This is a genomic window from Pseudomonas sp. A125 (genome assembly GCF_055409485.1).
This window is the reverse complement of record NZ_JBUZVP010000002.1, coordinates 30,807-53,811: the sequence shown is the minus strand read 5'-3', so window position 1 is coordinate 53,811 and position 23,005 is coordinate 30,807. Positions and strand designations below refer to the sequence as shown.

19 protein-coding genes, 1 tRNA gene and 1 pseudogene are annotated in these 23,005 nt (G+C 59.5%); 10 read left to right on the top strand and 11 right to left on the bottom strand.

Annotated elements, in window-relative coordinates:
• Positions 1 to 179 precede the first annotated feature (179 nt).
• From ACZRN6_RS03210 to colR, 5 genes are all read right to left on the bottom strand, one after another.
• Complete coding sequence (locus ACZRN6_RS03210; RefSeq protein ID WP_322147149.1) at positions 180 to 410, bottom strand: hypothetical protein; 231 nt, start codon at positions 408 to 410, stop codon at positions 180 to 182.
• Complete coding sequence (locus ACZRN6_RS03205; RefSeq protein ID WP_322147151.1) at positions 410 to 1,126, bottom strand: lipopolysaccharide kinase InaA family protein; 717 nt, start codon at positions 1,124 to 1,126, stop codon at positions 410 to 412. Before ACZRN6_RS03205 ends, ACZRN6_RS03210 begins: the two co-directional genes overlap by 1 nt.
• 4 nt (positions 1,127 to 1,130) lie before the next feature.
• Positions 1,131 to 1,811 (bottom strand): class I SAM-dependent methyltransferase, encoded by a 681-nt coding sequence (locus tag ACZRN6_RS03200; RefSeq protein ID WP_464007196.1) that lies wholly within the window; start codon positions 1,809 to 1,811, stop codon positions 1,131 to 1,133.
• 188 nt (positions 1,812 to 1,999) lie between these two features.
• Positions 2,000 to 3,280: a sensor histidine kinase gene (locus tag ACZRN6_RS03195; RefSeq protein ID WP_322147153.1), complete on the bottom strand. Its 1,281-nt coding sequence runs from the start codon at positions 3,278 to 3,280 to the stop codon at positions 2,000 to 2,002.
• The gene (colR, locus tag ACZRN6_RS03190) at positions 3,270 to 3,953 is read right to left on the bottom strand and encodes a two-component system response regulator ColR (RefSeq protein WP_003208587.1); all 684 of its coding nucleotides are present in this window, start codon (positions 3,951 to 3,953) and stop codon (positions 3,270 to 3,272) included. The genes ACZRN6_RS03195 and colR overlap by 11 nt, the downstream gene beginning before the upstream one ends.
• Before the next feature lie 201 nt (positions 3,954 to 4,154).
• On the opposite strand from colR, the gene ACZRN6_RS03185 reads away from it, so the two are divergent.
• Complete coding sequence (locus ACZRN6_RS03185; RefSeq protein ID WP_464007195.1) at positions 4,155 to 6,104, top strand: LTA synthase family protein; 1,950 nt, start codon at positions 4,155 to 4,157, stop codon at positions 6,102 to 6,104.
• Positions 6,105 to 6,158: 54 nt separating this feature from the next.
• Positions 6,159 to 6,905, top strand: coding sequence for a phosphatase PAP2 family protein (locus ACZRN6_RS03180; protein WP_322147155.1), 747 nt, complete (start codon positions 6,159 to 6,161; stop codon positions 6,903 to 6,905).
• A 425-nt stretch (positions 6,906 to 7,330) separates the two neighbouring features.
• Here ACZRN6_RS03180 and groL read toward each other — a convergent pair whose 3' ends face one another.
• The 4 genes from groL to ACZRN6_RS03160 all read right to left on the bottom strand — a co-directional run bounded on the left by groL (position 7,331) and on the right by ACZRN6_RS03160 (position 10,844).
• Positions 7,331 to 8,974 carry a chaperonin GroEL gene (gene groL / locus ACZRN6_RS03175; RefSeq protein WP_076015366.1) on the bottom strand — a complete coding sequence of 548 codons (1,644 nt, stop codon included), beginning with the start codon at positions 8,972 to 8,974 and terminating at the stop codon, positions 7,331 to 7,333.
• A gap of 50 nt (positions 8,975 to 9,024) precedes the next feature.
• Entirely contained in the window at positions 9,025 to 9,321 is a 297-nt protein-coding gene (locus tag ACZRN6_RS03170; protein WP_003208599.1) for a co-chaperone GroES, read from the bottom strand.
• A 248-nt stretch (positions 9,322 to 9,569) separates the two neighbouring features.
• Positions 9,570 to 10,046 (bottom strand): FxsA family protein, encoded by a 477-nt coding sequence (locus ACZRN6_RS03165; RefSeq protein WP_008433587.1) that lies wholly within the window; start codon positions 10,044 to 10,046, stop codon positions 9,570 to 9,572.
• Between the two features lie 66 nt (positions 10,047 to 10,112).
• Complete coding sequence (locus ACZRN6_RS03160) at positions 10,113 to 10,844, bottom strand: HugZ family pyridoxamine 5'-phosphate oxidase (RefSeq protein ID WP_322147157.1); 732 nt, start codon at positions 10,842 to 10,844, stop codon at positions 10,113 to 10,115.
• Positions 10,845 to 10,919: 75 nt separating this feature from the next.
• Here ACZRN6_RS03160 and ACZRN6_RS03155 point away from each other — a divergent pair.
• Positions 10,920 to 11,124, top strand: a pseudogene (locus ACZRN6_RS03155) (SDR family NAD(P)-dependent oxidoreductase); the annotation flags it as partial.
• 107 nt (positions 11,125 to 11,231) lie between these two features.
• On the opposite strand, the gene ACZRN6_RS03150 reads toward ACZRN6_RS03155, so the two are convergent.
• Entirely contained in the window at positions 11,232 to 12,239 is a 1,008-nt protein-coding gene (locus tag ACZRN6_RS03150; protein WP_322147159.1) for a DUF481 domain-containing protein, read from the bottom strand.
• Positions 12,240 to 12,393: 154 nt separating this feature from the next.
• Here ACZRN6_RS03150 and ACZRN6_RS03145 point away from each other — a divergent pair, with 154 nt between their 5' ends.
• From ACZRN6_RS03145 to ACZRN6_RS03130, 4 genes are all read left to right on the top strand, one after another.
• Positions 12,394 to 12,756, top strand: a complete 363-nt coding sequence (locus ACZRN6_RS03145; protein ID WP_464007194.1) for an MGMT family protein — start codon at positions 12,394 to 12,396, stop codon at positions 12,754 to 12,756.
• Positions 12,757 to 12,799: 43 nt separating this feature from the next.
• On the top strand, positions 12,800 to 14,341 hold the full coding sequence (locus tag ACZRN6_RS03140; RefSeq protein ID WP_322147161.1) for an AmpG family muropeptide MFS transporter: 1,542 nt from the start codon (positions 12,800 to 12,802) through the stop codon (positions 14,339 to 14,341).
• 179 nt (positions 14,342 to 14,520) lie between these two features.
• Positions 14,521 to 16,236: a proline--tRNA ligase gene (locus ACZRN6_RS03135; protein WP_322147162.1), complete on the top strand. Its 1,716-nt coding sequence runs from the start codon at positions 14,521 to 14,523 to the stop codon at positions 16,234 to 16,236.
• A 20-nt stretch (positions 16,237 to 16,256) separates the two neighbouring features.
• Positions 16,257 to 17,210 (top strand): hypothetical protein, encoded by a 954-nt coding sequence (locus ACZRN6_RS03130; RefSeq protein ID WP_464007193.1) that lies wholly within the window; start codon positions 16,257 to 16,259, stop codon positions 17,208 to 17,210.
• 104 nt (positions 17,211 to 17,314) lie between these two features.
• Here the strand turns inward: ACZRN6_RS03130 and dinB are convergent, their stop codons facing one another.
• Complete coding sequence (gene dinB, locus ACZRN6_RS03125) at positions 17,315 to 18,373, bottom strand: DNA polymerase IV (RefSeq protein WP_464007192.1); 1,059 nt, start codon at positions 18,371 to 18,373, stop codon at positions 17,315 to 17,317.
• Positions 18,374 to 18,663: 290 nt separating this feature from the next.
• Here dinB and ACZRN6_RS03120 point away from each other — a divergent pair.
• The 3 genes from ACZRN6_RS03120 to ACZRN6_RS03110 all read left to right on the top strand — a co-directional run bounded on the left by ACZRN6_RS03120 (position 18,664) and on the right by ACZRN6_RS03110 (position 22,949).
• Positions 18,664 to 18,740 (top strand) — tRNA-Met (locus ACZRN6_RS03120).
• Positions 18,741 to 19,020: 280 nt separating this feature from the next.
• Positions 19,021 to 21,663, top strand: coding sequence for a bifunctional lysylphosphatidylglycerol flippase/synthetase MprF (mprF, locus tag ACZRN6_RS03115; RefSeq protein ID WP_464007191.1), 2,643 nt, complete (start codon positions 19,021 to 19,023; stop codon positions 21,661 to 21,663).
• Positions 21,663 to 22,949, top strand: a complete 1,287-nt coding sequence (locus ACZRN6_RS03110) for a virulence factor family protein (RefSeq protein ID WP_322147166.1) — start codon at positions 21,663 to 21,665, stop codon at positions 22,947 to 22,949. Before mprF ends, ACZRN6_RS03110 begins: the two co-directional genes overlap by 1 nt.
• Positions 22,950 to 23,005 lie beyond the last annotated feature (56 nt).

Genomic DNA, 23,005 nt, shown 5'->3' with positions numbered 1-23,005 from the left:
GAGAGTATAGCTGAGCAGGTGCCATCATTAGGCACTGGGTTTTTGGATGGGGGTTACGCGGGGAAAAGTTTGGAGGGCATATCCGTTGTTGCGCTGACGGGTCGGTACTCGGCCAACAAAAACAAGCCCAAATAAAAGGCCTCGCACTAGCGAGGCCTTTTATTTGGGCTTCAATCTCTTCAACTTTGTGGCCTCATCCCTTGGGACATCCCAAACATGAATAACAACAACTCATGATCAGGCTTGACCGCGACACCGACCTTGGCGATCCGCGGCATCGGGCACTGCTGCCCGACACCCTGCACCGCACTGAGAACTTGTGTCCGGGGCTGCTCCCAAGCAGCCAGGGCCAGGGCAGCAATGCCCAACGCCCCCAACAGAAACAAACCTCGTGCAATTTCTAGCTTCATTACGTTAAACCCTTGATAGCGCTGCCAAACGCCGTCTCGTAAAAGTAGCTCAGTTTCTGCCAGTCGGCCGAGTTCCACGACGAATGGCGACGCAGCTGCAACATGTCATGCCGGGCCGCCCGTAAAGCGGTCATGCGCTGCCGACACTTCTCGAAATCCAGCAGCGCCACTTCAACATTCGCCGAGTCGCCCTCGCCCGTCACCCGCACGAAGATATGCTTGATATACAGGCAACCATGCTGCCAGCGACCTTTGTGCATGCGCGCCAACGTGCCAGCGAGTTCCTTGAGCAGGCGCTCATGTACCCCCTCGCCATACTGCTCACGACCACCGGCGGCGTACCAGTTTTCGATCTCGTCGAAACCGTCCAGCGACGCCGTCACCAACAATGCTTTCCATTGATGCTCAGGGTCGCGGCGGGCTTCACAGAACACCAGTTCTGGTACCCGTACATCCAGCAGGCGCAAGCCCTTGAGGGCATCACGCTCGCGCAACACGGTGGGGCGTCCAAAAGGATGGAGCCAACTGCGGTAAATATGCCCCGTCTGGCGCTTGCAGTAGAGCAAACGACCATTGGTGCCCGTCACCCGTTGTACGCCACTTTCACCGCCGCGACGACGATTGGGTTCCTCGACCCACTCGCCCTTCTGGCGCCAGAAATAATCAAATCGCTCCTCGGGAGCTACTTCACTACCTGCTACAGACTCAACAACCATCCTGTTACCTCTTGCGCAATACATACACTCGCCACATGGCGTAGAGCGGTATGAAGTCCAGGGATTCCTGAACACGGAAACCGGCCTGTTCAAACTCTGCCTCAACAGTAGCAGCCGGTAACACGAACCGATTTTGGTAACCTTCCTGCTCACCTTTTTTACGACGCCGCACTTCGGCACGCTTGCGTTTCCACGCCTTGAAATTGCCATCTACCCACAGCGAGATAATCACGCTATCGCGGGTAACACGCTGAAACTCGCGCAGTATTGTCAGCCTGTGCTCTGGGTCACCAATGTGGTGCATCAAGCGCATGCAGAAAATACTGTCGACTGCGTTGTCTGGCAAATCAATATCAAAGGCAGACGTCTGCAAAGGTCGTACCCGTTTCACCACGTCCGCCGGCTGGGCGACCGTGGCGATCTTCAACATCGATTCGGAATTGTCCGCCCCGATGATCACCCGATTGGGCTTTTCGGCCAACAGCGGCCAGAACCGCCCGGCACCGCACGGCAGGTCCAATACCAGGCCTGGCTCGCCGGCCAGGGCTAACGCACCGCGGGCCAATTGCTCGTCGCGTTTGTGGGACAACCGGCGAGCCAGATTGTCCTGATGCTTGAGCAAATAATTTTGCGCGTGCTTATCGTCGTACTTTTCGGAAAATTCGAGCTTGATCGGAGTAGGCATCAACGGGTCTCCAGTTGCTGATGCCTACAACCTTAAGCAGCAATCTGTGATCAACAAGTCAACTCTTTGTGAAAAACTTGTCCTGTCGAATCCTATACATTACAAAACTTTGCAGACACAAGTCATGGCGTGGTGCCATCTTCGCCGAAATGCAGGGAGTCTGCCGCAGAGTAGCGGCAGGGCAGGCATCAGGCGTTGACCTGACTCAACTCAACATGAAAGCGGCAGCCATTGGGCTCCATGGTACTGAGGCTGACGCTCCAGCCCTGGTTCTCGCAGATACGTTGAACCAGCGACAAACCCAGGCCCAGGCCTTCGCCGCGCTTTTCACTGCCGCGCACAAACGGCTCGAACATGGCCTCGCGCTTGTCCTCGGGAATGCCCACGCCGGAGTCTTCCACCACAAAGCCGCTCGGCTCCAGGGTCAGGCGGATAAAGCCATGCTCGGTGTAATGCAGTGCATTGCGTAGCAGGTTGCCCATTACTGCATGCAGGAAGGTCGCGTTGTAGCGGGTATCCAACGGCGCGCCGGGCTGATAGATCAGCTCCAGCCCCTTGCGTTCGATCGGCTCGCGCCAGATCCCCAACAGAGCATCCGCCACCTGCGCCAGGTTGGCCTGGGGTGACATGCCGGCCTCTTCGCGCTGGGCACGGGCCAGCATCAGGAAGGTTTGCACCAGTTCGCGCATTTCCTCGCAGGCCCGCGCGATGCGTTCGACCTGGTTGCGACCGCGCTGATCGATCGCCGGGTTTTCCAGCAACAGTTCGCAGGAACTGGCGAGCACCATCAGTGGGGTGCGCAACTCGTGGCTCACGTCACTGGTGAACAGTTGCTCGCGGGACAACGCCTGGCGCAGGCGGCCCAGCGTCGCATCGAAGGCCACCGCCAGCTCTCCGACTTCATCGGCGGCGTAGTCCGGCGCCAAAGGCGGTGCCAGGCCCAGCAACTGGTCACGATGGCGAACCTGTCGGGCCAGGCGCACCACTGGCGCCATCACTTTGCGAGCCAGGACCCAGCCGAGGAATACCGCCAGCGCCAGGCTGAGTACGAAGCCCACCAACACCACGGCAAACAGTACGCGTTCGCGCTCTTCGAAATCGCTCTGATCTTGCAACAGGACATAGCGGCGCCCATCCACCACCTCGACCATGGCATGGTAGGACAGCGACTCGCGAAACACCTCGTGGAAACCCGGCTCCAGGTGACGCAGGTCTTTGGGCAGCTCAAAATCGCCAGGGCCGCCGCTGAAATAGAACAACTGGTCCGGTTCGGGACGATGGCCCCAGTCCTCGACGCTGTCCATCAGCAGCAGGCGCTGCAAGTCACCGCCCAGGCCGGCCGAGATGAGCTTTTCTTCTACCAGGTGCACGGTGGCGACGATGCCCATGGCAAACGCCCCCGCCACCAACGCACTCATCAAGGCAAAGGCAATGATGATCCGCTGGGCAAGGCTTTGCTTAAACTCCATCACGACCCTCGGCCAGGCGATAGCCCACACCGTGCACCGTTTGCAGCAACGGTTTGGCGAAAGGTTTGTCAATCACCTGACGCAGTTGATGGACATGGCTGCGCAAGCTGTCGCTGTCCGGGCAGTCATCGCCCCACAGGGCTTCTTCGAGAATTTCGCGGCGCAATACGTGGGGGCTTTTTTGCATCAGCACCGCCAGCAGCTTCAGGCCCACCGGGTTGAGTTTGAGCAGGCGCCCCTCGCGGGTGACTTCCAGGGTGTCCAGGTCGTAATTCAGATCGCCAACTTGCAAGGCACGGCGCCCACCGCCCTGGGCACGGCGCAGCACCGCTTCGATGCGTGCGGCCAATTCCGACAGCGCAAACGGTTTGAGCAGGTAGTCATCGGCACCAGACTTGAAGCCCTGCAGCCGGTCATCCAGTTGGTCGCGGGCGGTGAGCATGATCACCGGCGTGTCGCGTCGCGCATCTTCACGCAGGCGTTTGCACAGGGTGTAGCCATCAATGCCAGGCAGCATGATGTCGAGCACGATCAGGTCGTAATGTTCGGTGGCAGCCAGGTGCAGGCCCGACAAACCGTCCTGCGCACAGTCTACGGTGTAGCCCTTGAGCCCCAGGTAATCGGCCAGGTTGGCCAGAATATCGCGGTTGTCTTCAACCAGTAAAATTCGCATGGGCAGTGTCTCCGTACGCGGTAACGGCCGTGTTGGCTCGCGCAGCTTAAGGCCAAGTATGGCTCACGGCTAGGCCTGAAGGCCGCGCCGATTACTGTTTTCAACCGATTGCGGAACTTAACGAGTTTTTCACTATAGGTTCACAACCTGACTACAGTGTCAGCGCGAAGATCGCGCCCATCGAAAATAAGGAATGTTGACATGGGTTTTCCAAAAACGGCGCCAATGCGCTATTTGCTGTTGGTGACCGGTGCCTGGCTGGTTATTTTTCTACTGACCCGCATCCTGCTGTTGGTAATCCATCTGGACGAAGTCAGCGGTAACCTGCTGCCGGTATTCGGCGTGGGCCTGCTCTATGACCTTGGCTTCCTGGCCTATGCCGCCCTGCCCCTGGGCTTGTACCTGCTGCTGTGCCCGCCGGCTTTGTGGCGCCGCCGGGGCCATCGCTGGTTCTTGCAGGCGGTGCTGACCGTGAGCCTGTTCGCCATGCTTTTCACCAGCGTGGCCGAATGGTTGTTCTGGGACGAGTTCGGTGTGCGCTTCAATTTTATAGCCGTGGATTACCTGGTTTACTCTAAAGAGGTGCTGAATAACCTGTTGGAGTCTTATCCAATTGGCAAGCTGCTGAGTCTGTTGGCGGTGCTGGCGATCGTCTTGAGCCTGGCCTTGCGCAAACCGTTCAACGCGGCAATGAGTTCGCCAATGCCGGCGATGCGCAAACGCCTGCTCAACGCCCTTGGCTTGTTGGTAGTGGCCGGCCTGAGCCTGCAACTGATCAACCAGGACAGCCCACGCAGCCAAGGCGGCAACGCCTACAACAATGAACTGGCGAGCAACGGCCCCTATCAGTTTTTCGCCGCGTTCCGTAACAACGAACTGGACTACAACCAGTTCTACAAAAGCCTGCCAGCCGATGTCGTCGCCAAGCAACTGCGCGCCGAACTCAGCGAACCCAATGCACAGTTTATCGGCACCGACCCACTGGATATCCGTCGCACCATTACCAACCCGGGCACGTTGCGCAAACCCAATATCGTGCTGGTGACCATCGAAAGCTTCAGCGCCAAGTACATGGGCAGCAACGGCGACGCGGACAACCTCACACCCAATCTTGATGCGTTGCGCAAACAGAGCCTGTACTTCAATAACTTCTACGCCACCGGAACCCGTACCGACCGCGGCCTGGAAGCCATCACCCTGGCTATCCCGCCCACGCCTGGTCGCTCGATCGTCAAGCGCATTGGCCGGGAAAGTGGTTTCGGGAGCCTGGGCCAACACCTCAACGCCATCGGCTACGACAGCGTGTTCGTCTACGGCGGCCGTGGATACTTCGACAACATGAACGCCTTTTTCAGTGGCAACGGTTACCGCGTGGTCGACCAGAGCAGCGTGCCCGAGGCGGAAATCAGCTTTAAAAACGCCTGGGGCATGGCCGACGAAGACCTTTATAAGCAGACGCTGAAACTGGCAGACGCCGACTACGCCAAGCAGCAACCGTTCCTGCTGCAGTTAATGACCACCTCCAACCACCGCCCGTACACCTACCCGGCAGGTCGTATTGATATCAAGTCCGGTGACGGTCGCAATGGCGCGGTGAAGTACACCGACTACGCCATCGGCCAGTTCCTGGAGGCGGCGCGCCAGAAGCCATGGTTCGACAACACGATCTTCATCTTCGTCGCCGACCACACGGCGGGCAGCGCGGGCAAGGAAGACTTGCCCATGGCCAACTACCAGATCCCGTTGTTTATCTACGCGCCCAAGCTGATCGATGCTGGCGAGAATGCGAAACTGGCGAGCCAGATCGACCTGGCGCCAACCCTGCTGGGTTTGCTGAACCTGAGCTACGAGTCGACGTTCTTTGGCCGCAACCTGCTGCAAGACAATCCATTGCCCCCACGTGTGGTGGTCGGCAACTATCAGTACCTGGGCTTGTTCGACGGTAACGACCTGGCGATTCTCAGCCCACGCCAGGGCCTGCGCCGCCATGACCAGGCGCTGGGCGACAGCCACGAAACCCGGGTTGGCAGTGATGACCCGTTGATCCAGCGAGCCATCACCTACTACCAGGGCGCCAGCTATGGCTACAAACAACAGTTGTTGAGCTGGAGGGCGCCCAAGGACGAGGTTCCCCAAGTGAGTGCACGCTAACCAAATTGCCCCGGCCAAGTCTGCCCGGGGCTTTTTTTAGAGTTCGAATTCGTCATGCAAGCAATCGTTGTTCGTCCGTTATCCAAACCCCTCAACTTCTGGCTGTGCCTCGCTGTGCCTGCCGTTCTGGCGGTTGCCATGCTGTTGCTGGAGCTTACGTCGCTGGACATGGACATAGCCAAGTTGTTCTACAACGCTTCGGAAGGCGGCTTTGTCGGCCGGCACAGTTTTTTTCTGGAGGACATTCTTCACGATCGTGCCAAGCAGATGGTGATTGTGTTTTCGGTGCTGGCGATCGCCGGGTTTGCCGGGGCATTTGTTATCGACCGGCTTAAACCCTATCGTCGGGAACTGGGGTGCTTGGTGCTGTCGCTCGCGTTGGCCACCTCGTTTGTTTCGCCGTTGAAGACGGTGACCGGGGTGCAATGCCCGTGGAGCGTCAAGGAGTTTGGCGGCCAGGAAACCTACAGCGAACTGCTCAGTCCCAGGCCGCCGACTGACAAGCCGGGCCGTTGCTGGCCGGGCGGGCATGCGGCGACCGGGTTTGCCTTGTTTGCGTTGTTTTTTGCCCTGAGGGATCGCCGCCCGCGCATGGCACGCTGGGCATTTATATTTGCGCTGGGCCTGGGCACGGTGCTTTCGGTGAGCCGCACGATGCAAGGGGCGCACTTTCTTTCTCATAACGTGTGGACGGCGATTTTCAGTTGGGTGATTTGTTTGGGGGCGTATTACTTTTTGCTGTACCGGCCGCAGAGGGTTGCGGTTCGGGCGGGGCCACTTTTGAAAGGAACCCAAACGTAACCAAAAGGCTCAACGCCACCACTCGGGCGGCTTGAGTGTAGAAGCAAAATCAACAGCAAACACCGTCCACGGCAGGAGCTGGCTTGCCGGCGATGGCGTTAACTGGGTGTACCTGATACACCGAGCTGCCTGCATCGCCAGCAAGCCGGCTCCTACAGCTTTTGTCCTTGCTTCTTTCAGGATGCCGGTTTAGCCGCGACGGGCCTTCGCGGCGGCCCGCGGAACAATTTCGGAGCGCGGCGCCGACAGGCGGGGCAGCACGTTTTGGTTACTTTGCCGCCTTTTGCAAAGTGAAACGCTGTAAAAGCGGAACCAATATCAGCCAGTACAAAAATAACGGATATGTACACCAAAAATCGCAAGCCAAAAAAAGCCCCACCTGCATCACTGCAGGCGGGGCTTCTTTTTACAGGGGTAAGGCTGGCTTACATCATGCCGCCCATGCCGCCCATACCGCCCATGTCTGGCATACCGCCGCCAGCTGGAGCGTCATCTTTGATCTCGGCGATCATTGCTTCAGTGGTGATCATCAGGCTGGCAATCGACGAAGCCGCTTGCAGAGCCGAACGAGTCACTTTAGCTGGGTCCAGGATGCCCATTTCGATCATGTCGCCGTATTCGCCGGTAGCAGCGTTGTAACCGAAGTTACCCGAACCCTGCTTGACCTTGTCGACAACTACGCTTGGCTCGTCGCCGGAGTTGGCAACGATCTGGCGCAGTGGTGCTTCAACAGCACGACGCAGCAGAGCGATACCGACGTCTTGGTCAGCGTTGTCGCCTTTGAGCTCGGAGATAGCCTGCAGGGCGCGAACCAGTGCCACGCCACCGCCAGGTACCACGCCTTCTTCAACGGCTGCACGGGTAGCGTGCAGGGCGTCTTCAACGCGGGCTTTCTTCTCTTTCATTTCAACTTCGGAACCAGCGCCAACCTTGATCACTGCAACGCCGCCGGACAGCTTGGCCAGACGCTCTTGCAGTTTTTCACGGTCGTAGTCGGAAGTGGTATCAGCCACTTGGGCGCGGATCTGGGTAACACGTGCCTGGATGTCAGCTTCAACACCAGCACCGTCGATCACGGTGGTGTTTTCCTTGGTCACGGTGACGCGCTTGGCATTACCCAGGTGTTCCAGGGTAGCGCTTTCCAGGCTCAGGCCGATCTCTTCGGAGATAACGGTACCGCCAGTCAAAACGGCGATGTCCTGCAGCATGGCCTTGCGACGATCGCCGAAACCTGGTGCTTTAACGGCAACCACTTTCACGATACCGCGCATGTTGTTCACAACCAGAGTCGCCAGGGCTTCGCCTTCAACGTCTTCGGAAACGATCAGCAGTGGGCGACCGGCCTTGGCAACAGCTTCCAGAACTGGCAGCAGTTCACGGATGTTGGAGATCTTTTTGTCAACCAGCAGGATCAGCGGGCCGTCGAGCTCGGCGGTCATGGTGTCTGGCTTGTTGACGAAGTACGGGGACAGGTAGCCACGGTCGAACTGCATGCCTTCAACAACCGACAGTTCGTTTTCCAGGCCCGAGCCTTCTTCAACGGTGATCACGCCTTCTTTACCGACTTTTTCCATGGCTTCGGCAATGATGTCGCCGATGGAGCTGTCGGAGTTGGCCGAGATGGTGCCGACCTGAGCGATTGCCTTGGTGTCGGCGCATGGCTTGGACAGGGACTTCAGCTCTTTGACAATGGCGATGGTCGCCTTGTCGATGCCGCGTTTGAGGTCCATCGGGTTCATGCCGGCAGCGACGGCTTTCAGGCCTTCGTTGACGATCGACTGAGCCAGGACGGTGGCGGTGGTGGTGCCGTCGCCTGCGTCATCGTTGGCACGGGAGGCAACGTCTTTGACCAGTTGCGCGCCCATGTTTTCGAAGCGATCTTTCAGCTCGATTTCTTTGGCGACAGAAACGCCGTCCTTGGTGATGGTCGGAGCGCCGAAGCTCTTCTCGATGATCACGTTACGGCCTTTAGGGCCCAGGGTCGCTTTTACTGCGTCAGCCAGGACGTTGACACCGGCGAGCATTTTTTTACGGGCGGAATCGCCGAATTTAACTTCTTTAGCAGCCATGATCGATATTCCTTAAATACTTTGTAGTAACGGGAAGATGAGCGGGGAAATCAGCCTTCCAGAACAGCGAGAATCTCGTTCTCAGCCATTACCAGCAGGTCTTCGCCGTCGATTTTCACAGTGTTGCTGCCGGAGTAAGGGCCGAAAACAACCTTGTCACCCACTTTCACAGCCAGCGCACGTACTTCACCGTTTTCCAGGGTTTTGCCTGGGCCAGCAGCGAGAATCACACCGTGGTTGGCTTTTTCAGCAGCCGAACCTGGCAGAACGATGCCGCCAGCGGTTTTCTTTTCTTCTTCACTGCGACGGATGACGACGCGGTCATGCAGAGGACGAAGCTTGCTCATTGTCGATCTCTCCTAATTGTGTTTTTCATCGGCCGGTGTCAATTCCGGCAGGTTAAATTCCGGCGGTGCCGGTCGCGGTTCGCGGCGCGAAACGCGGAAGTCTGTCTGGTGTCGCCACCAGAAACCTTGCGGTGACCGTTACATAAGGGCGCATAAGCTTATTACAAGGGTGCAGGGATGAAATTTTTTGTGTCGGGTGCGTCTTTAAAAGCCACACGGCACCCGCAGGTGCCGTGCCAGTGAGCGGATTACTTGGGGTCGCGGTGTTCGAACTCGCCTTCGATCACATCACCTTCACGCCCCAGGGGCTGGCGCGGGGCCGGGCCACCACGGGGTTGCAGGTCGTCGGCAAAGGCGCGCTGGCGGATCGCCGCCTCTTCGGCACGCTGGCGCATCTTGCCCGCCAACAGCTTGCGAGTGAATGGCAGCAACATTACCAGGCCCACTACGTCGCTGATAAAGCCCGGCAGTATCAATAAGCCACCGGCCAACGCCATCATCAGGCCTTCGAGCATGGTCTGGGCCGGCAGTTCGCCGCGATTCAGGCTTTCACGGGCACGCAGCGCCGTGGCCAGGCCGGCGACGCGCAGCACCAGAACGCCGAGCATCGAGCCGAGAATGATCAGCAGCAGCGCCGGGAAAAACCCGATTGCCCCACTGACTTGTACGAATACGAACAGCTCCAGCACTGGAAACAACAAAAAGAGCAACAAAAAAGGGCGCATCAAATGGTTCCTCAACGCAAGAATGCCTTGCTACTTCACCTTAGATGACGTCGCCGTTTCGTGAATTCAAGCTTCAGCGCCTGTTTTTTTCGGCCAGACCTCAGCGTGAGCCAGGAAAACCAAGGCTTCGCGTACTTGTGTCGGCGTGTTGCAAGGCTCGGCAAACGGCAGCCAATAAAGTGCCTGGCCAATGCGCAAGTGCATGCCTTCACTGTCGATACCGGCCAATTGCGCAGGCTCGGAGGTCGGCAAGCCGGCCAGTTCGACGTAGTGGGCGATGGCCTTGGTGTGGTCGCTGTTCATGTGCTCGATCATGCTCAGTTCGGCCTTGCCCGCGAACGGATTGGCCAGGGCCAGTTGGTCAACCCAGTGGATCGCGCCAAACCCGCCGATGTAACGGTGACGTACCGGCTTAAGCACCCAGAAGTCAAAATCATGGGCTTTGTGGTAGTTCGCCGAATCCGGGAAATAGCGGTAATAGCGTTCGGCGGCAGCTTCAATTGCCGCGCTGTCTTCGAGTTTCTCGGCCTCGGCCAGGTAGGTCAGGCGCCCTACCGCTTGCACATCGTCGGCCTCACGCTCACCAACCAACAGGGAGCACTTGGGGTCCTTTTGCAAATTGTGGGTGTGCTGGGCGATGCGGCTGATCAGGATCAGCGGCCGGCCCTCGGCATCCAGGCAATACGGCACCACTGAGCCAAACGGGAAACCGGGCATGGCCTTGGACAGAGTGGCCAGTGCCCCCCGGTATTCCTTGAGCAGTAGTTCTCGGGCATTTTTGGCAACGTGCTCGCTCAACTTATGACTCCTTTGATAAATTTCGTCAAAAAACAAACCTGGATAGCCGCTTAATTCTGCCCACAGGACTTGCGAATGCATCTCAACGACAAAGTAATCATTATCACCGGCGGTTGCCAGGGTTTGGGCCGCTTCGCTGCCGAGTATTTTGCAAGCAAAGACGCACACTTGGCGCTGATGGCCCTCAATCAGGAAAAATCTCGACGAGGCGGTAGCCGCTTGCCAGGCCCATGGTGTGCAAACCAGGGCCTATTTGTGCGACATGGCGAATGAGAGCAGGCGGCCCAAGCCGTCACAGATGGGGCAGACCGTGGAGTTGGACGGCGGGTTACGCCTTTTGACGCCTCGGACGGCTTTTTACAAGGTGGTTTTTTACCAAGTGGCTTTTTACCAGGTGACGCCGAACCCTGCGGTATAGCGGGTCTTGCTCAACGCACTTTCCGAGTCGCCACTAATAATGTCGCGCTCGGCCTTGAGGTTGAGGGAGGCCCACTCGGTGACTTTGTAGCGCAAGCCCATTTCTGCATCCAGGGAGTAGCTGGACGGGCCCGACAGCGGCTTGCCCAACTCGCCATTGGTGAAGAATTCAACGGTCTTGCCCACCAGGAAGCGGTTGTAGTTCCACTTCGCAGCCAGCGAGTAGAAATTGTCTTTGCCGCCGTCCTGGTATTCGTAATCGGTGCGGTTGACCAGCGAACCGAGGGAGAACGCGCCCAGTTCGTCATCCCAGAACTGATAGCCAGGGCCGGTACCCACGGTGCGTTGGCGGGACAGGTCTTCAACCTTGTCGCGCTTGTAGGTCAAGCGGCCCTGCCAGAACCAGTGTTCGGTGAGAAACCGGTCCAGGTCGTATTCCAACGCCCAGTTGTCAGTGGTGGTCACGTCATCCTGGAATTCGCGGTTGTATTCGCCCTCGGCGGTATGACGCCACTGGCCATGACGTGCGGTGGTCTTAAAGTCGATGTCGTAGTCGTTGGTGTCGTTTTCGGCGCGTTTGTAGTCCAGCGCCATATCGATATTACCCTTCCACACCAGGTCTTCGATCACGGGCTTGGGCTTGATGATCTGCTGGATGCTCGCCAGTTCGACGGTCTTGGGCGCCTCGCCGTTGGCCAGGATAACCTTGCCGTCGTCGGCCGCCTTCAGGGATTTGGCCTTTTCGCCGGAGTAGGCGTCCTGCTTGACCAGAAGCTCCTGGTCGCTTTCCAGGGTCTTGACCTGCTTCCAGTCCACCGGGATCGCACCCGCGTAGTCGGTCTGGATCAGCAGCTTGCCACCGTCGAAAACCTTGATTTTGCCGGTCAGGCGGTCACCGTTCTTCAACCAGACGGTATCGGCGAGCAGCGGCGTGGAAGCGCTGAAAACAGCGAGGCACAGCAGGGTTCTGGACAACATAAGCGGATATGGGGCTCGAGTTTGGCGAAAAAACGGGCATTATCGGGTTGGATAACTTCTTAGCAAGGACTGACTCGGGTATTGGTATCGAGTTCCGTTCTCAGCGTTACATTTGCAGACATTTCCTACGAATAGACGGATATTTTCATCGGATATGCCCACCTTTACCGAAACATCCGACACCCCACAGACCCCGGCCGAAATGCGCCGCACCGTGCTGTACCTGACCCTTGCCCAAGTGCCCGAAGGCTGCGTAATCAGCTACGGGGAGCTGGCGCACCTCGCCGGTTTGGGTCGCGCCGCGCGCTGGGTAGGCCGCACCCTGAGCCAACTGCCCGATGGCACCAAACTGCCCTGGCATCGCGTGTTGGGTGCCGGTGGTCGGATAAGTCTGCCGGTGGGCAGTGCCTCGGGGGACGAGCAACGCGCGCGTTTGCGCGGCGAAGGCGTCACCATCCGAAACAATCGCGTTGATATTCAGCGCCATGGCTGGCGCCCGGTAGAGCACAGCGGTTAGAGTGCGCGCTTTATTTGCGTAATTCTGAGGCAGACTCCAGCCCATGCCCCGTAAAACCTGGCGCGCCGCGCTCGCCGCCTATGCCAGCCCCTCGACGTTAGTGCTGTTGCTGCTCGGCTTTGCTGCCGGCTTGCCTTATATGTTGGTGTTCTCGACGCTTTCGGTATGGTTGCGCGAGGCCGGTGTGGCCCGCGAAACCATCGGTTACGCGAGCCTGATCGGCCTGGCCTATGCCTTCAAGTGGGTCTGGTCACCCTTGCTCGACCAATGGCGCCTGCCACTGCTCGGCAAGCTCGGACGTCGTCGGTCCTGGTTGGTGCTGTCCCAGACGTTGGTGATCCTCGGATTGATCGGCATGGGCTTTTGCGATCCGCAAAAGCACCTTTCCTGGCTGATCGCCATCGCCGTAATCGTCGCCTTCGCTTCCGCCACCCAAGATATCGCTGTAGACGCCTACCGCCTGGAAATCGCCGATGACAGCCGCCAGGCTGCGCTGGCTGCCAGCTATATGTCTGGCTACCGGATCGCCGCGCTGCTGGCCACCGCTGGCGCGCTGTTTTTCGCGGAAGGCTTCGGCTCCACCGGGTTCAACTATAAGCACTCGGCATGGGCGGGCACGTATGTGCTGTTTGGGGTGCTGATGGTGCCTGCGCTGCTGACGACCCTGTTCATGCGCGAACCCAATGTGCCACTGCGTACCCAACTGCAGGCCGGGCGCTACAGTTTTGCGCACCAGCTAATGTCGGTGTTCGTGCTGATCGTGCTGCTGGTGTCGGTACCGGCGATGTTTACCCAGCTGTACAACACGGATTTCGCCAGCGTGCTGTTCCATGGTGTCAGCCTGCTGGACTTGCTGCTGGAAGACCGCGCGTTCCTGCGGGCCATCCTCTATATCATCCTGACCACCCTGTGCCTGTCGACCATGGGCCGCCGGGGCCTGGCGCCGGTGCTCACGCCGGTCAACGACTTTATTCTGCGCTACCGCTGGCAGGCCTTCCTGCTGCTGGGGCTGATTGCTACCTACCGCATGTCGGACACGGTGATGGGCGTCATGGCCAACGTGTTCTATATCGACCAGGGTTTTACCAAGGACCAGATCGCCGGGGTCAGCAAGGTATTCGGCCTGATCATGACCTTGCTGGGTGCGGGCATGGGCGGTCTGCTGATCGTGCGCTTCGGGATCCTGCCGATCCTGTTTATCGGCGGCATCGCATCGGCCGGCACCAACCTGCTGTTCGTGATGCTCGCCGACATGGGCCCGGACCTGCAGATGCTGATCTTCACCATCTCCCTGGACAACTTCAGTTCGGGCATGGCGACTTCGGCGTTTGTTGCGTACCTGTCGAGCCTGACCAACCTGAAGTTCTCCGCCACTCAATATGCCTTGCTCAGTTCGATCATGCTGCTGCTGCCACGGCTGATCGGCGGGTATTCGGGGGTGATGGTCGAGAAGTTCGGTTACCACAACTTCTTCATGATCACCTGCCTGCTGGGTGTGCCGACGCTTATCCTGATCGCCTTGCACTGGTTTCAGGAAAGCCGGCGGATTCGCTTGAATCCTCCTGAGGAAAACGAATCACCGTAGGAGCTGGCTTGCCTGCGATTGCATCACCGCGGTGTAACTGACACACCGTGTTGCCTGCATCGCAGGCAAGCCAGCTCCCACAGAAGCCCCGCTCCAGCAACCAGATGCCTGTACGTCGGCAGCAAGCGCCCGTACAATCCCAAGTCATTTCAAGTCCAAGCAACCGACAACGGCCTACCATGCGCACCAGTCAATATTTGCTCGCCACACAGAAAGAAACGCCTTCCGACGCGGTCGTGATCAGCCACCAGCTGATGCTGCGCGCCGGCATGATCCGCAAACTGGCCTCGGGCCTGTACACCTGGCTGCCCATGGGCTTGAAGGTAATGCGCAAGGTCGAAGCCATCGTTCGTGAAGAAATGAACGCCGCCGGCTCTCTGGAAGTGTTGATGCCGAGCACCCAACCGGCCGAGCTGTGGCAGGAATCCGGGCGCTGGGAAGAGTACGGCCCTGAATTGCTGCGCTTCAAGGATCGTCATGGCCGCGACTTTTGCGCCGGCCCGACCCACGAAGAAGTGATCACCGACCTGATGCGCAACGAGTTGAGCAGCTATAAACAGCTGCCGCTGAACCTGTATCAGATCCAGACCAAGTTCCGTGATGAAATCCGTCCACGCTTCGGTTTGATGCGCGGCCGCGAATTCATCATGAAGGACGCCTACTCGTTCCACCCGGACCAGGCGTCCCTGCAGGTCACCTACGACCGCATGCACACCGCTTACTGCAACGTGTTCACCCGCCTGGGCCTGAAGTTCCGCCCGGTTGAAGCCGACAACGGCTCCATCGGCGGTGCCGGCTCCCACGAGTTCCACGTGCTGGCCGAATCCGGTGAAGACGACATCGCGTTCAGCAACGCTTCGGACTATGCGGCGAACATCGAGAAAGCCGAAGCCGTGCCACGGGAAACGTCCCGCCCGGCGCCAAGCGAAGAGCTGCGCCTGGTGGATACGCCTGAGACCAAGACCATCGCGGCCCTGGTGGAGAAATTCAATCTGCCGATCGAAAAGACCATCAAGACCCTGATCGTGCGTGCCGAGGAAGAAGGCAAGCTGATCGCCCTGGTGATCCGTGGTGACCACGAGCTCAACGAAATCAAGGCCGGCCAGCAGCCAGGCGTGGCCAACCCGCTGGTGATGGCCACCGACGCCGAACTGCGCGACGCCATTGGCGCCGGCGCCGGTTCCCTGGGCCCGCTGAACCTGCCGCTGCCGATCATCATCGACCGCTCGGTAGAGCTGATGAGCGACTTCGGTATCGGTGCCAACATCGATGACAAGCACTACTTTGGCGTGAACTGGGAGCGTGACCTGCCAGTTCCGACCGTGGCCGACCTGCGCAACGTGGTGGCAGGCGACCCGAGCCCGGACGGCAAGGGCACTCTGGAAATCAAGCGCGGCATCGAAGTCGGGCACATCTTCCAGCTGGGCAACAAGTACAGCAAGGCGATGAAGTGCGAAGTGCTGGGCGAGAACGGCAAGCCGATCACCCTCGAAATGGGCTGCTACGGCATTGGCGTATCCCGCGTGGTCGCGGCTGCCATCGAGCAGAACAACGACGAGAAAGGCATCATCTGGAGCGACGCCCTGGCGCCTTTCCAGGTTGCTTTGGTACCGCTGCGCTATGAAACCGAGCAAGTACGCGAAGCCACCGACAAGCTGTACGCCGAACTGACGGCTGCCGGCTTCGAAGTGTTGCTGGATGATCGGGACAAGAAAACCAGCCCGGGCATCAAATTCGCCGACATGGAACTGATTGGCATCCCGCACCGAATCGTGGTCAGTGACCGCGGCCTGGCCGATGGCAATCTGGAATACAAGAGCCGGACCGAAGCCGAAGCCCAACCGTTGCCGGTGGCTGACGTGCTGTCTTTCCTTCAGGCGCGTATTCGTCGCTGAAAACCAGATCAAGAGTCGTCATGTTCAAGCGAAACACCATAGCCCTGGGGGGCGCCACGTTATGTGGCGCCCTGCTGGTCAGCGGCTGCGCCAACCAAATGTCGCAACGCAGCGAGCACGAGGAACGTATCGAGCGCAAATTGCTCGATCACAGCCTGCAGATCGATGTGGGCGAGCCCAAGGTGCTGGAGCTGCCGCAACGCCGGGTGCGCATTCACGAGCAAAAGACCTTTGAGGTCACCGAATTCGAAGTCACCCGTCGCTACGACCGCTACACGCCTTACCAGCCTTGGCGCAAGCTCTATGAGATGCCCTTCGGCGCGGTCGCGCTGGTGGCGGGCGTGGGCGCCAACGTGGCGAATATCTTCGCCCTGGGCAACCTGCCTGCGAGCATGACCCGCGATTGGCTCAACTATGGCGTGGACGGGATCAACCCGTTCATGAACGTGCAATCCAGCGGCCGCGCGCAACAGAACCTGGCGGGGATCGATGAAGTCCAGCGCGACAAGCGCGTGGAGTATTCGAGCCTGCCCTGGAGCGAACGTCCGGTGCAGGTAACCGCCGGCAAGCAAACCCATGAGCTGACCACCGACCGTAACGGCGTACTGCGCCTGAACCTGTTGGACAGCCCGTTTGCCGAGCAGGACCTGAACCGCATCAGCACCCTTAAGATCAGTGTCGAGGATGCCCAGGATGACGTGCATTCGGACTCATCCCTGGCTGTCAGCAGCACGCTGCGGGGCAAATTGCTCGAAGCTCATGGGTTGATCTACGACGACCTGGAAGATGACGAAGTCAACGAGTGGGTGCACCGGGTCAAGCGCCTGTCGGAGCTGGGCCTGGAAGAAGAAGCCAGCGAGCTGGAACAAAGCCTGATCGAACTGACCCGCAATGACCCGGAGTTGCAGCAGGAATTTGTGCAGGCATTGACCAAGGATGCCGGGCGCCTGGTGGCGGATCCCGAGGCACGCTAATTTCCCGTAGCAGCTGTCGAGCCCCAGCGAGGCTGCGTCGGCGTTTTACCTGATGCACCGCTGACGCAGCCTCGCTGGGGCTCGACAGCTGCTACGCGGATAACCTACCAGGACAGCTCAAGCTGTTCGTTGCCGTTGCTCAAATCCAGCAAACGTACCCCAATCCCCAACAATCGCACCGGCTTGGCGCCGCGATTAAACGCTTGGGTCAGCAACTGCTGGTAACTCTCCAGGTCCCGCCCTGCCCCGGCCTGCTCCAGCGTGGTTTGGGTAAAGTCGTGAAACTTTACTTTGACGAACGGCTTGCCCGCCCGATAGCTGCTGTCGATGCGTGCCATGCGCCCGGCCAGGGTTTCCATCAACTCAGGCAGTTTTTCCAGACAACTGGGCAAGTCCGGCAGGTCGACGTCGTAAGTGTTTTCGACGCTGATGGATTGCCGGCGGTTGTCGTTCTGCACCACCCGGTCATCGATCCCACGGGCAAGACTCCAAAGCCTTTCGCCAAAGCTGCCAAATTCACGCACCAACGCCAGCTTGTTCCACTCCCGCAGTTGCAGGCAGTCCTCAATGCCCAGCCGCGTCAGTTTGTCGGCCGTCACCTTGCCTACGCCGTGGAGCTTTTTCACCGGCAGCGCCGAGACGAAGTCTTCGACTTGATCCGGAGTAATCACGAACAGCCCGTTGGGCTTTTTCCAGTCGCTGGCGATCTTGGCGAGAAACTTGTTCGGCGCCACGCCGGCGGAAACGGTGATGTGCAATTGGTTGGAAACGCGCCGGCGAATATCCTGGGCAATGCGCGTTGCACTGCCACCAAAATGCGGGCTGTCGGAAACGTCCAGGTAGGCTTCGTCCAGGGACAAGGGCTCGATCAAGTCGGTGTAGTCGCGAAAGATCGTCTGGATTTCCTTTGACGCTTCTTTATAGGCGTCCATGCGCGGCTTGACGATGGTCAGGTCCGGGCACAGCTTCAAGGCATGCCGGGACGACATGGCCGAACGCACGCCGTAGGCTCGCGCTTCATAGTTGCAGGTCGCGATCACACCACGACGGTCTGCCGAGCCGCCCACCGCCAAGGGCTTTTGCGCCAGGGTCGGGTCGTCGCGCATCTCGATGGCGGCGTAGAAGCAATCACAGTCAACGTGGATGATTTTGCGCTGCGTCATATATAAGGCAGTGGTTCTGGGCAGAAAATGAACAGGCGGCAAGTATCTCACTCGCACCTGTATATAGCACCAGTAGTTTGATTCTTCCGTCTAAGCGGTAGGAAAATTCGTAGATGAATTCATTTTCTCAATCGAAACCCATCCCCCAATAGAGCTGAAAGCCTCGGCCAGACTGGCCCCGAGCCGATCAACAGGCCACCTTTTTGAGCTAACCGATTGAACCACAAGCGCTTTTCTTTGAATCAACGGTTGACACACTCGCGTTCCTCTGTAGAATGCCGACACACAGACGCGGGATGGAGCAGTCTGGTAGCTCGTCGGGCTCATAACCCGAAGGTCGTCGGTTCAAATCCGGCTCCCGCAACCAAACATCAAAAAAGGCTGCTCGAAAGAGTGGCCTTTTTTGTATCTGATGAAAAAGTCCTTTTGAAACAATGGCATGGCATCTTTCATGAAACCGTACACGGTTTGTAGAGTCCATCTCATTGCAAGCTATGCTAAGTCTTCAAGCACTGTCCTTCTACGACCAATGGGCGCTGTCGCTGCACTTCGCGATCCGCGTTAATATTTGTGATTATTTTGTCCATAGGGATTGGTAACTTGGCTGGATACCTCCATCCTGTCGCGCACAATCCACGAGGTGATTGATGCGCGCCAACTCGTCTGAACCACAAGACACTGTCACAGCGACACAACCGATCACTCCCACCCGATTGCGCTGGCTGGATCTGTTGAGCAAATATCGCCAACCCATCGGGCTGGGCGTCACGTTGTTGCTGTTCGCAATCGCCCTTATCGCCTGTCGCCACCTGCTGCTTGAGCTGGACCTGTACGCGCTCCACGATTCGATCCTGGAAGTGCCCAAGCCTGCCTTGCTGGGCGCATTCGGTGCCGCCGTCGCCGGCTTTATCATCCTGTTGGGTTATGAATTTTCCGGCGCCCGCTATGCCGGCGTGAAACTGCCGGCCAAGACCCTGGCCTACGGCGGCTTTACGGCCTTTGCCATCGGCAACGCCATTGGCCTGTCGATGCTCTCGGGCGGCTCGGTTCGCTACCGTCTATATGCACGGTATGGCATCGGCGCCTCAGAAGTGGCGCGCATGACCGTGTTTGCCAGCCTCGCCCTGGGTTGCGCCCTGCCGCCGTTGGCTGCGCTGGCCACCTTGAGCAACCTGCCCGCCGCCTCCAGTGCACTGCATTTACCCGCGAGCCTGCTCGGCGGTATCGCAGGCGCGGTGCTGTTGTTGACGGTAGCGCTGTGCGTGGGCATCTACCGTCGCCGCCTGCCAGAGCAACCTTACCCGGACAACCTGCTGGTCAAGGCCGGGCGCCGCACGCTGCGCCTGCCGGGCCGCCGCCTGACCTTCCTGCAACTGATCATCACCGCCCTCGACGTCGCCGCTGCCGCCACCGTGCTGTACTTGCTGCTGCCCGAAGCGCCGCCCTTCGGCCCGTTCCTGCTGGTGTACCTGCTGGCCCTGGCCGCCGGCGTACTCAGCCATGTGCCGGGCGGCGTCGGGGTGTTCGAAGCGATCCTGCTGGCAGCCTTTGCCGACAAGCTCGGTGCCGCACCATTGGCCGCCGCATTGCTGCTGTACCGGATGATCTATGTGGTGCTGCCGCTGTTGATCGCCTGTGTGTTCCTGCTGGTCAATGAAGCCCAGCGCCTGTTCCATACGCAACAAAGCCTGCGCGCGGCCTCGGGCCTCGCAGCACCGATCCTGGCCGTACTGGTTTTTTTGTCAGGCGTGGTCCTGCTGTTTTCCGGCGCAACCCCGGAAATCGACTCACGCCTGGAAAACATCGGCTTCCTGATTCCTCATCGCCTGATTGACGCTTCGCACTTTGGTGCCAGCCTGATCGGCGTGCTGTGCCTGCTCTTGGCCCAAGGCCTGCGTCGCCGGTTGTCCGCTGCGTGGATGCTGACCATGGTGCTGTTGCTGACCGGCGCCCTGCTCTCTCTGCTCAAGGGTTTCGACTGGGAAGAAGCCAGCCTGATGACCATGACCGCAGTGCTGCTGGCAATCTTTCGGCGCTCGTTCTATCGCGCCAGCCGCCTGACCGAACTGCCGTTCTCGCCGCTGTACCTGGTGGCCAGCGTGTGCGTGCTCGGTGCGTCGATCTGGCTGCTGCTGTTCGCCTACCAGGACGTGCCCTACAGCCATCAGCTGTGGTGGCAGTTCACCCTGGATGCCAACGCCCCGCGTGGCCTGCGTTCGCTGCTGGGCGCTGCCGTGGTGCTGGTGGTGGTGTCGCTGACTTGGTTGCTGCGCACGGCGCGCCCGATCATCCACTTGCCGACACCCGATGAGCTGGAACGCGCCACCAAGATCCTGATGAACTCGGCCCAACCCGATGGCGGCCTGGCACTGACCGGCGACAAAGCCCTGCTGTTTCATCCCAACGACGAAGCGTTCCTGATGTACGCGCGTCGCGGTCGCAGCCTGGTGGCCTTGTATGACCCGATCGGCCCGACCCTGCAACGGGCCGAGATGATCTGGCAGTTCCGCGACCTGTGCGACATCCACCACGCCCGCCCGGTGTTCTACCAGGTGCGCGCAGAGAACCTGCCGTACTACATGGACATCGGCCTGACCGCGATCAAACTGGGCGAAGAAGCCCGGGTGGACCTCAAACGCTTTGACCTGGAAGCCAAGGGCAAAGAGATGAAGGACCTGCGCTACACCTGGAACCGCGGGACTCGCGACGGCCTGTCCCTGGAGATCCACGAACCCGGCCAAGCCCCGATGGAGGAGCTGAAAGTCATCTCCGACGCCTGGCTGACCGGCAAGAACGTGCGGGAAAAAGGCTTCTCCCTGGGACGATTCAGCGACGACTACCTCAAGCACTTTCGCATAGCGATCATTCGCTTCGAAGGGCGCCCGGTAGCGTTTGCGAACCTGCTTGAGACCTACAGCCACGACCTGGCCAGTCTCGACCTGATGCGTGCGCACCCGGACGCGCCAAAACTGACCATGGAATTCATGATGGTTGGCCTGATTCAACATTATAAGAACCATGGCTACGCCCGCTTCAGCCTCGGCATGGTGCCGTTGTCGGGCCTGCAACCACGACGTGGCGCGCCGCTGACCCAACGCCTGGGCTCGATGGTGTTCCGCCGTGGCGAGCAACTGTATAACTTCCAAGGTTTGCGCCGCTTCAAAGACAAGTTCCAGCCTGACTGGGAACCCCGTTATATGGCCGTGCCCGCAGGACTTGATCCGCTGGTGGCACTGGCCGACACCGCCGCCCTGATTGCGGGCGGCTTGACTGGATTGGTGAAACGCTGATGATTCGACGCTCCTGGCGGTATGTATTGGCATTTTTGGTGGTACTGGCACTGATCCTCGGTGGCGGTTACTGGTACTGGAATCGCCCTGCACCGCAACCGACTCTGGAACAACTGCCACAGGCTGACGGCACGGTCCTGACCCGCGTTACCCCGGGCGCCGCACCCAAAGCCCGGGTGGCCGTGGCCGTACTGGCCGACGAAACCCTGACCGACAGCCAGCTGATCGCCCTGAGCCAGGGCGGCGCAGCGCAGATCGTCCAAGTGGTCCTGCCCAAGGATGACTGCAAGCTGCAGGAACAAGCCCTGCAAACCGCCCTGGGCCAACTTGCCGGCCCGGCGACCCTGGTCAGCGGCATCGGCCCGGGTGCAGCCCTGGCGTGGCGCTGGCTGGCCGCACAGAACGACGACAAGGCCAATGCCATCTCCGTTGGCTTCGCGCTGGTGCAGCCTGGCTGCAACGACCCGCTGCCGAAAACCTCGGCCCACGGCAGTTGGCTGGTGGCCTGGAACGATAACCCTGACGACGATGCCGCCAGTTTCGTACGCGATACACCGCGCGCGACCACCAGCATCAGTGACTACGACGTTCACTACCCACAAGTGCTGAACAACGAACTGCGCAAGCAACTGGTGGGCTCGGACAACGGCGGCCTGGCAATCCCGGTGGTCGAAGTGCCCGCAGGCCAGGCCAAGGACACCGTCACCCTGTTCCTCTCCGGTGACGGCGGCTGGCGTGACCTGGACCGCGACGTGGCCGGTGAAATGGCCAAGATCGGCTACCCGGTGGTGGGCATCGACACCCTGCGCTACTACTGGCAGCACAAGACCCCGGAACAAAGCGCCAAGGACCTCGCCGAGCTGATGCAGCACTACCGGCAGAAGTGGGGTACCAAGCGTTTCGTGTTGACCGGTTACTCGTTCGGCGCCGACGTGTTGCCGGCGATCTACAACCGCCTGCCGGAAAGCGAGCAGCAGCGCGTAGACGCGATCATCCTGCTGGCCTTCGCCCGCACCGGCAGCTTCGAGATCGAAGTGGAAGGCTGGTTGGGCAACGCCGGTAAAGAAGCCGCTACCGGCCCGGAAATGGCCAAGCTGCCGGCCGACAAAGTGGTGTGCATCTACGGTGCCGAGGAAGTCGACGAGAGCGGCTGCACCGAGAAGACCGCCGTTGGCGAAGCCGTGAAGCTGCCTGGCGGCCATCACTTCGACGAGAACTACCCGGCGCTGGCCAAGCGCCTGGTAGACATCATCGAGAAGCGCCAGGGCAAGACCCCGGCCGAATAAGCGCCGACAAAAAAGCCCCCGCTGCCGCAAGGCACCGGGGGCTTTTTGTTGATTGC

Coding starts and splice junctions, on each gene's coding strand:
- groL (WP_076015366.1), bottom strand. CDS start 8,974: ATGGCTGCTAAAGAAGTTAAATTCGGCGATTCCGCCCGTAAAAAAATG.
- ACZRN6_RS03140 (WP_322147161.1), top strand. CDS start 12,800: ATGCCCCGTAAAACCTGGCGCGCCGCGCTCGCCGCCTATGCCAGCCCC.
- ACZRN6_RS03195 (WP_322147153.1), bottom strand. CDS start 3,280: ATGGAGTTTAAGCAAAGCCTTGCCCAGCGGATCATCATTGCCTTTGCC.
- ACZRN6_RS03135 (WP_322147162.1), top strand. CDS start 14,521: ATGCGCACCAGTCAATATTTGCTCGCCACACAGAAAGAAACGCCTTCC.
- ACZRN6_RS03110 (WP_322147166.1), top strand. CDS start 21,663: ATGATTCGACGCTCCTGGCGGTATGTATTGGCATTTTTGGTGGTACTG.
- ACZRN6_RS03185 (WP_464007195.1), top strand. CDS start 4,155: ATGGGTTTTCCAAAAACGGCGCCAATGCGCTATTTGCTGTTGGTGACC.
- colR (WP_003208587.1), bottom strand. CDS start 3,953: ATGCGAATTTTACTGGTTGAAGACAACCGCGATATTCTGGCCAACCTG.
- ACZRN6_RS03170 (WP_003208599.1), bottom strand. CDS start 9,321: ATGAGCAAGCTTCGTCCTCTGCATGACCGCGTCGTCATCCGTCGCAGT.
- ACZRN6_RS03205 (WP_322147151.1), bottom strand. CDS start 1,126: ATGGTTGTTGAGTCTGTAGCAGGTAGTGAAGTAGCTCCCGAGGAGCGA.
- ACZRN6_RS03210 (WP_322147149.1), bottom strand. CDS start 410: ATGAAGCTAGAAATTGCACGAGGTTTGTTTCTGTTGGGGGCGTTGGGC.
- mprF (WP_464007191.1), top strand. CDS start 19,021: ATGCGCGCCAACTCGTCTGAACCACAAGACACTGTCACAGCGACACAA.
- ACZRN6_RS03130 (WP_464007193.1), top strand. CDS start 16,257: ATGTTCAAGCGAAACACCATAGCCCTGGGGGGCGCCACGTTATGTGGC.
- ACZRN6_RS03180 (WP_322147155.1), top strand. CDS start 6,159: ATGCAAGCAATCGTTGTTCGTCCGTTATCCAAACCCCTCAACTTCTGG.
- ACZRN6_RS03150 (WP_322147159.1), bottom strand. CDS start 12,239: ATGTTGTCCAGAACCCTGCTGTGCCTCGCTGTTTTCAGCGCTTCCACG.
- dinB (WP_464007192.1), bottom strand. CDS start 18,373: ATGACGCAGCGCAAAATCATCCACGTTGACTGTGATTGCTTCTACGCC.
- ACZRN6_RS03200 (WP_464007196.1), bottom strand. CDS start 1,811: ATGCCTACTCCGATCAAGCTCGAATTTTCCGAAAAGTACGACGATAAG.
- ACZRN6_RS03145 (WP_464007194.1), top strand. CDS start 12,394: ATGCCCACCTTTACCGAAACATCCGACACCCCACAGACCCCGGCCGAA.
- ACZRN6_RS03165 (WP_008433587.1), bottom strand. CDS start 10,046: ATGCGCCCTTTTTTGTTGCTCTTTTTGTTGTTTCCAGTGCTGGAGCTG.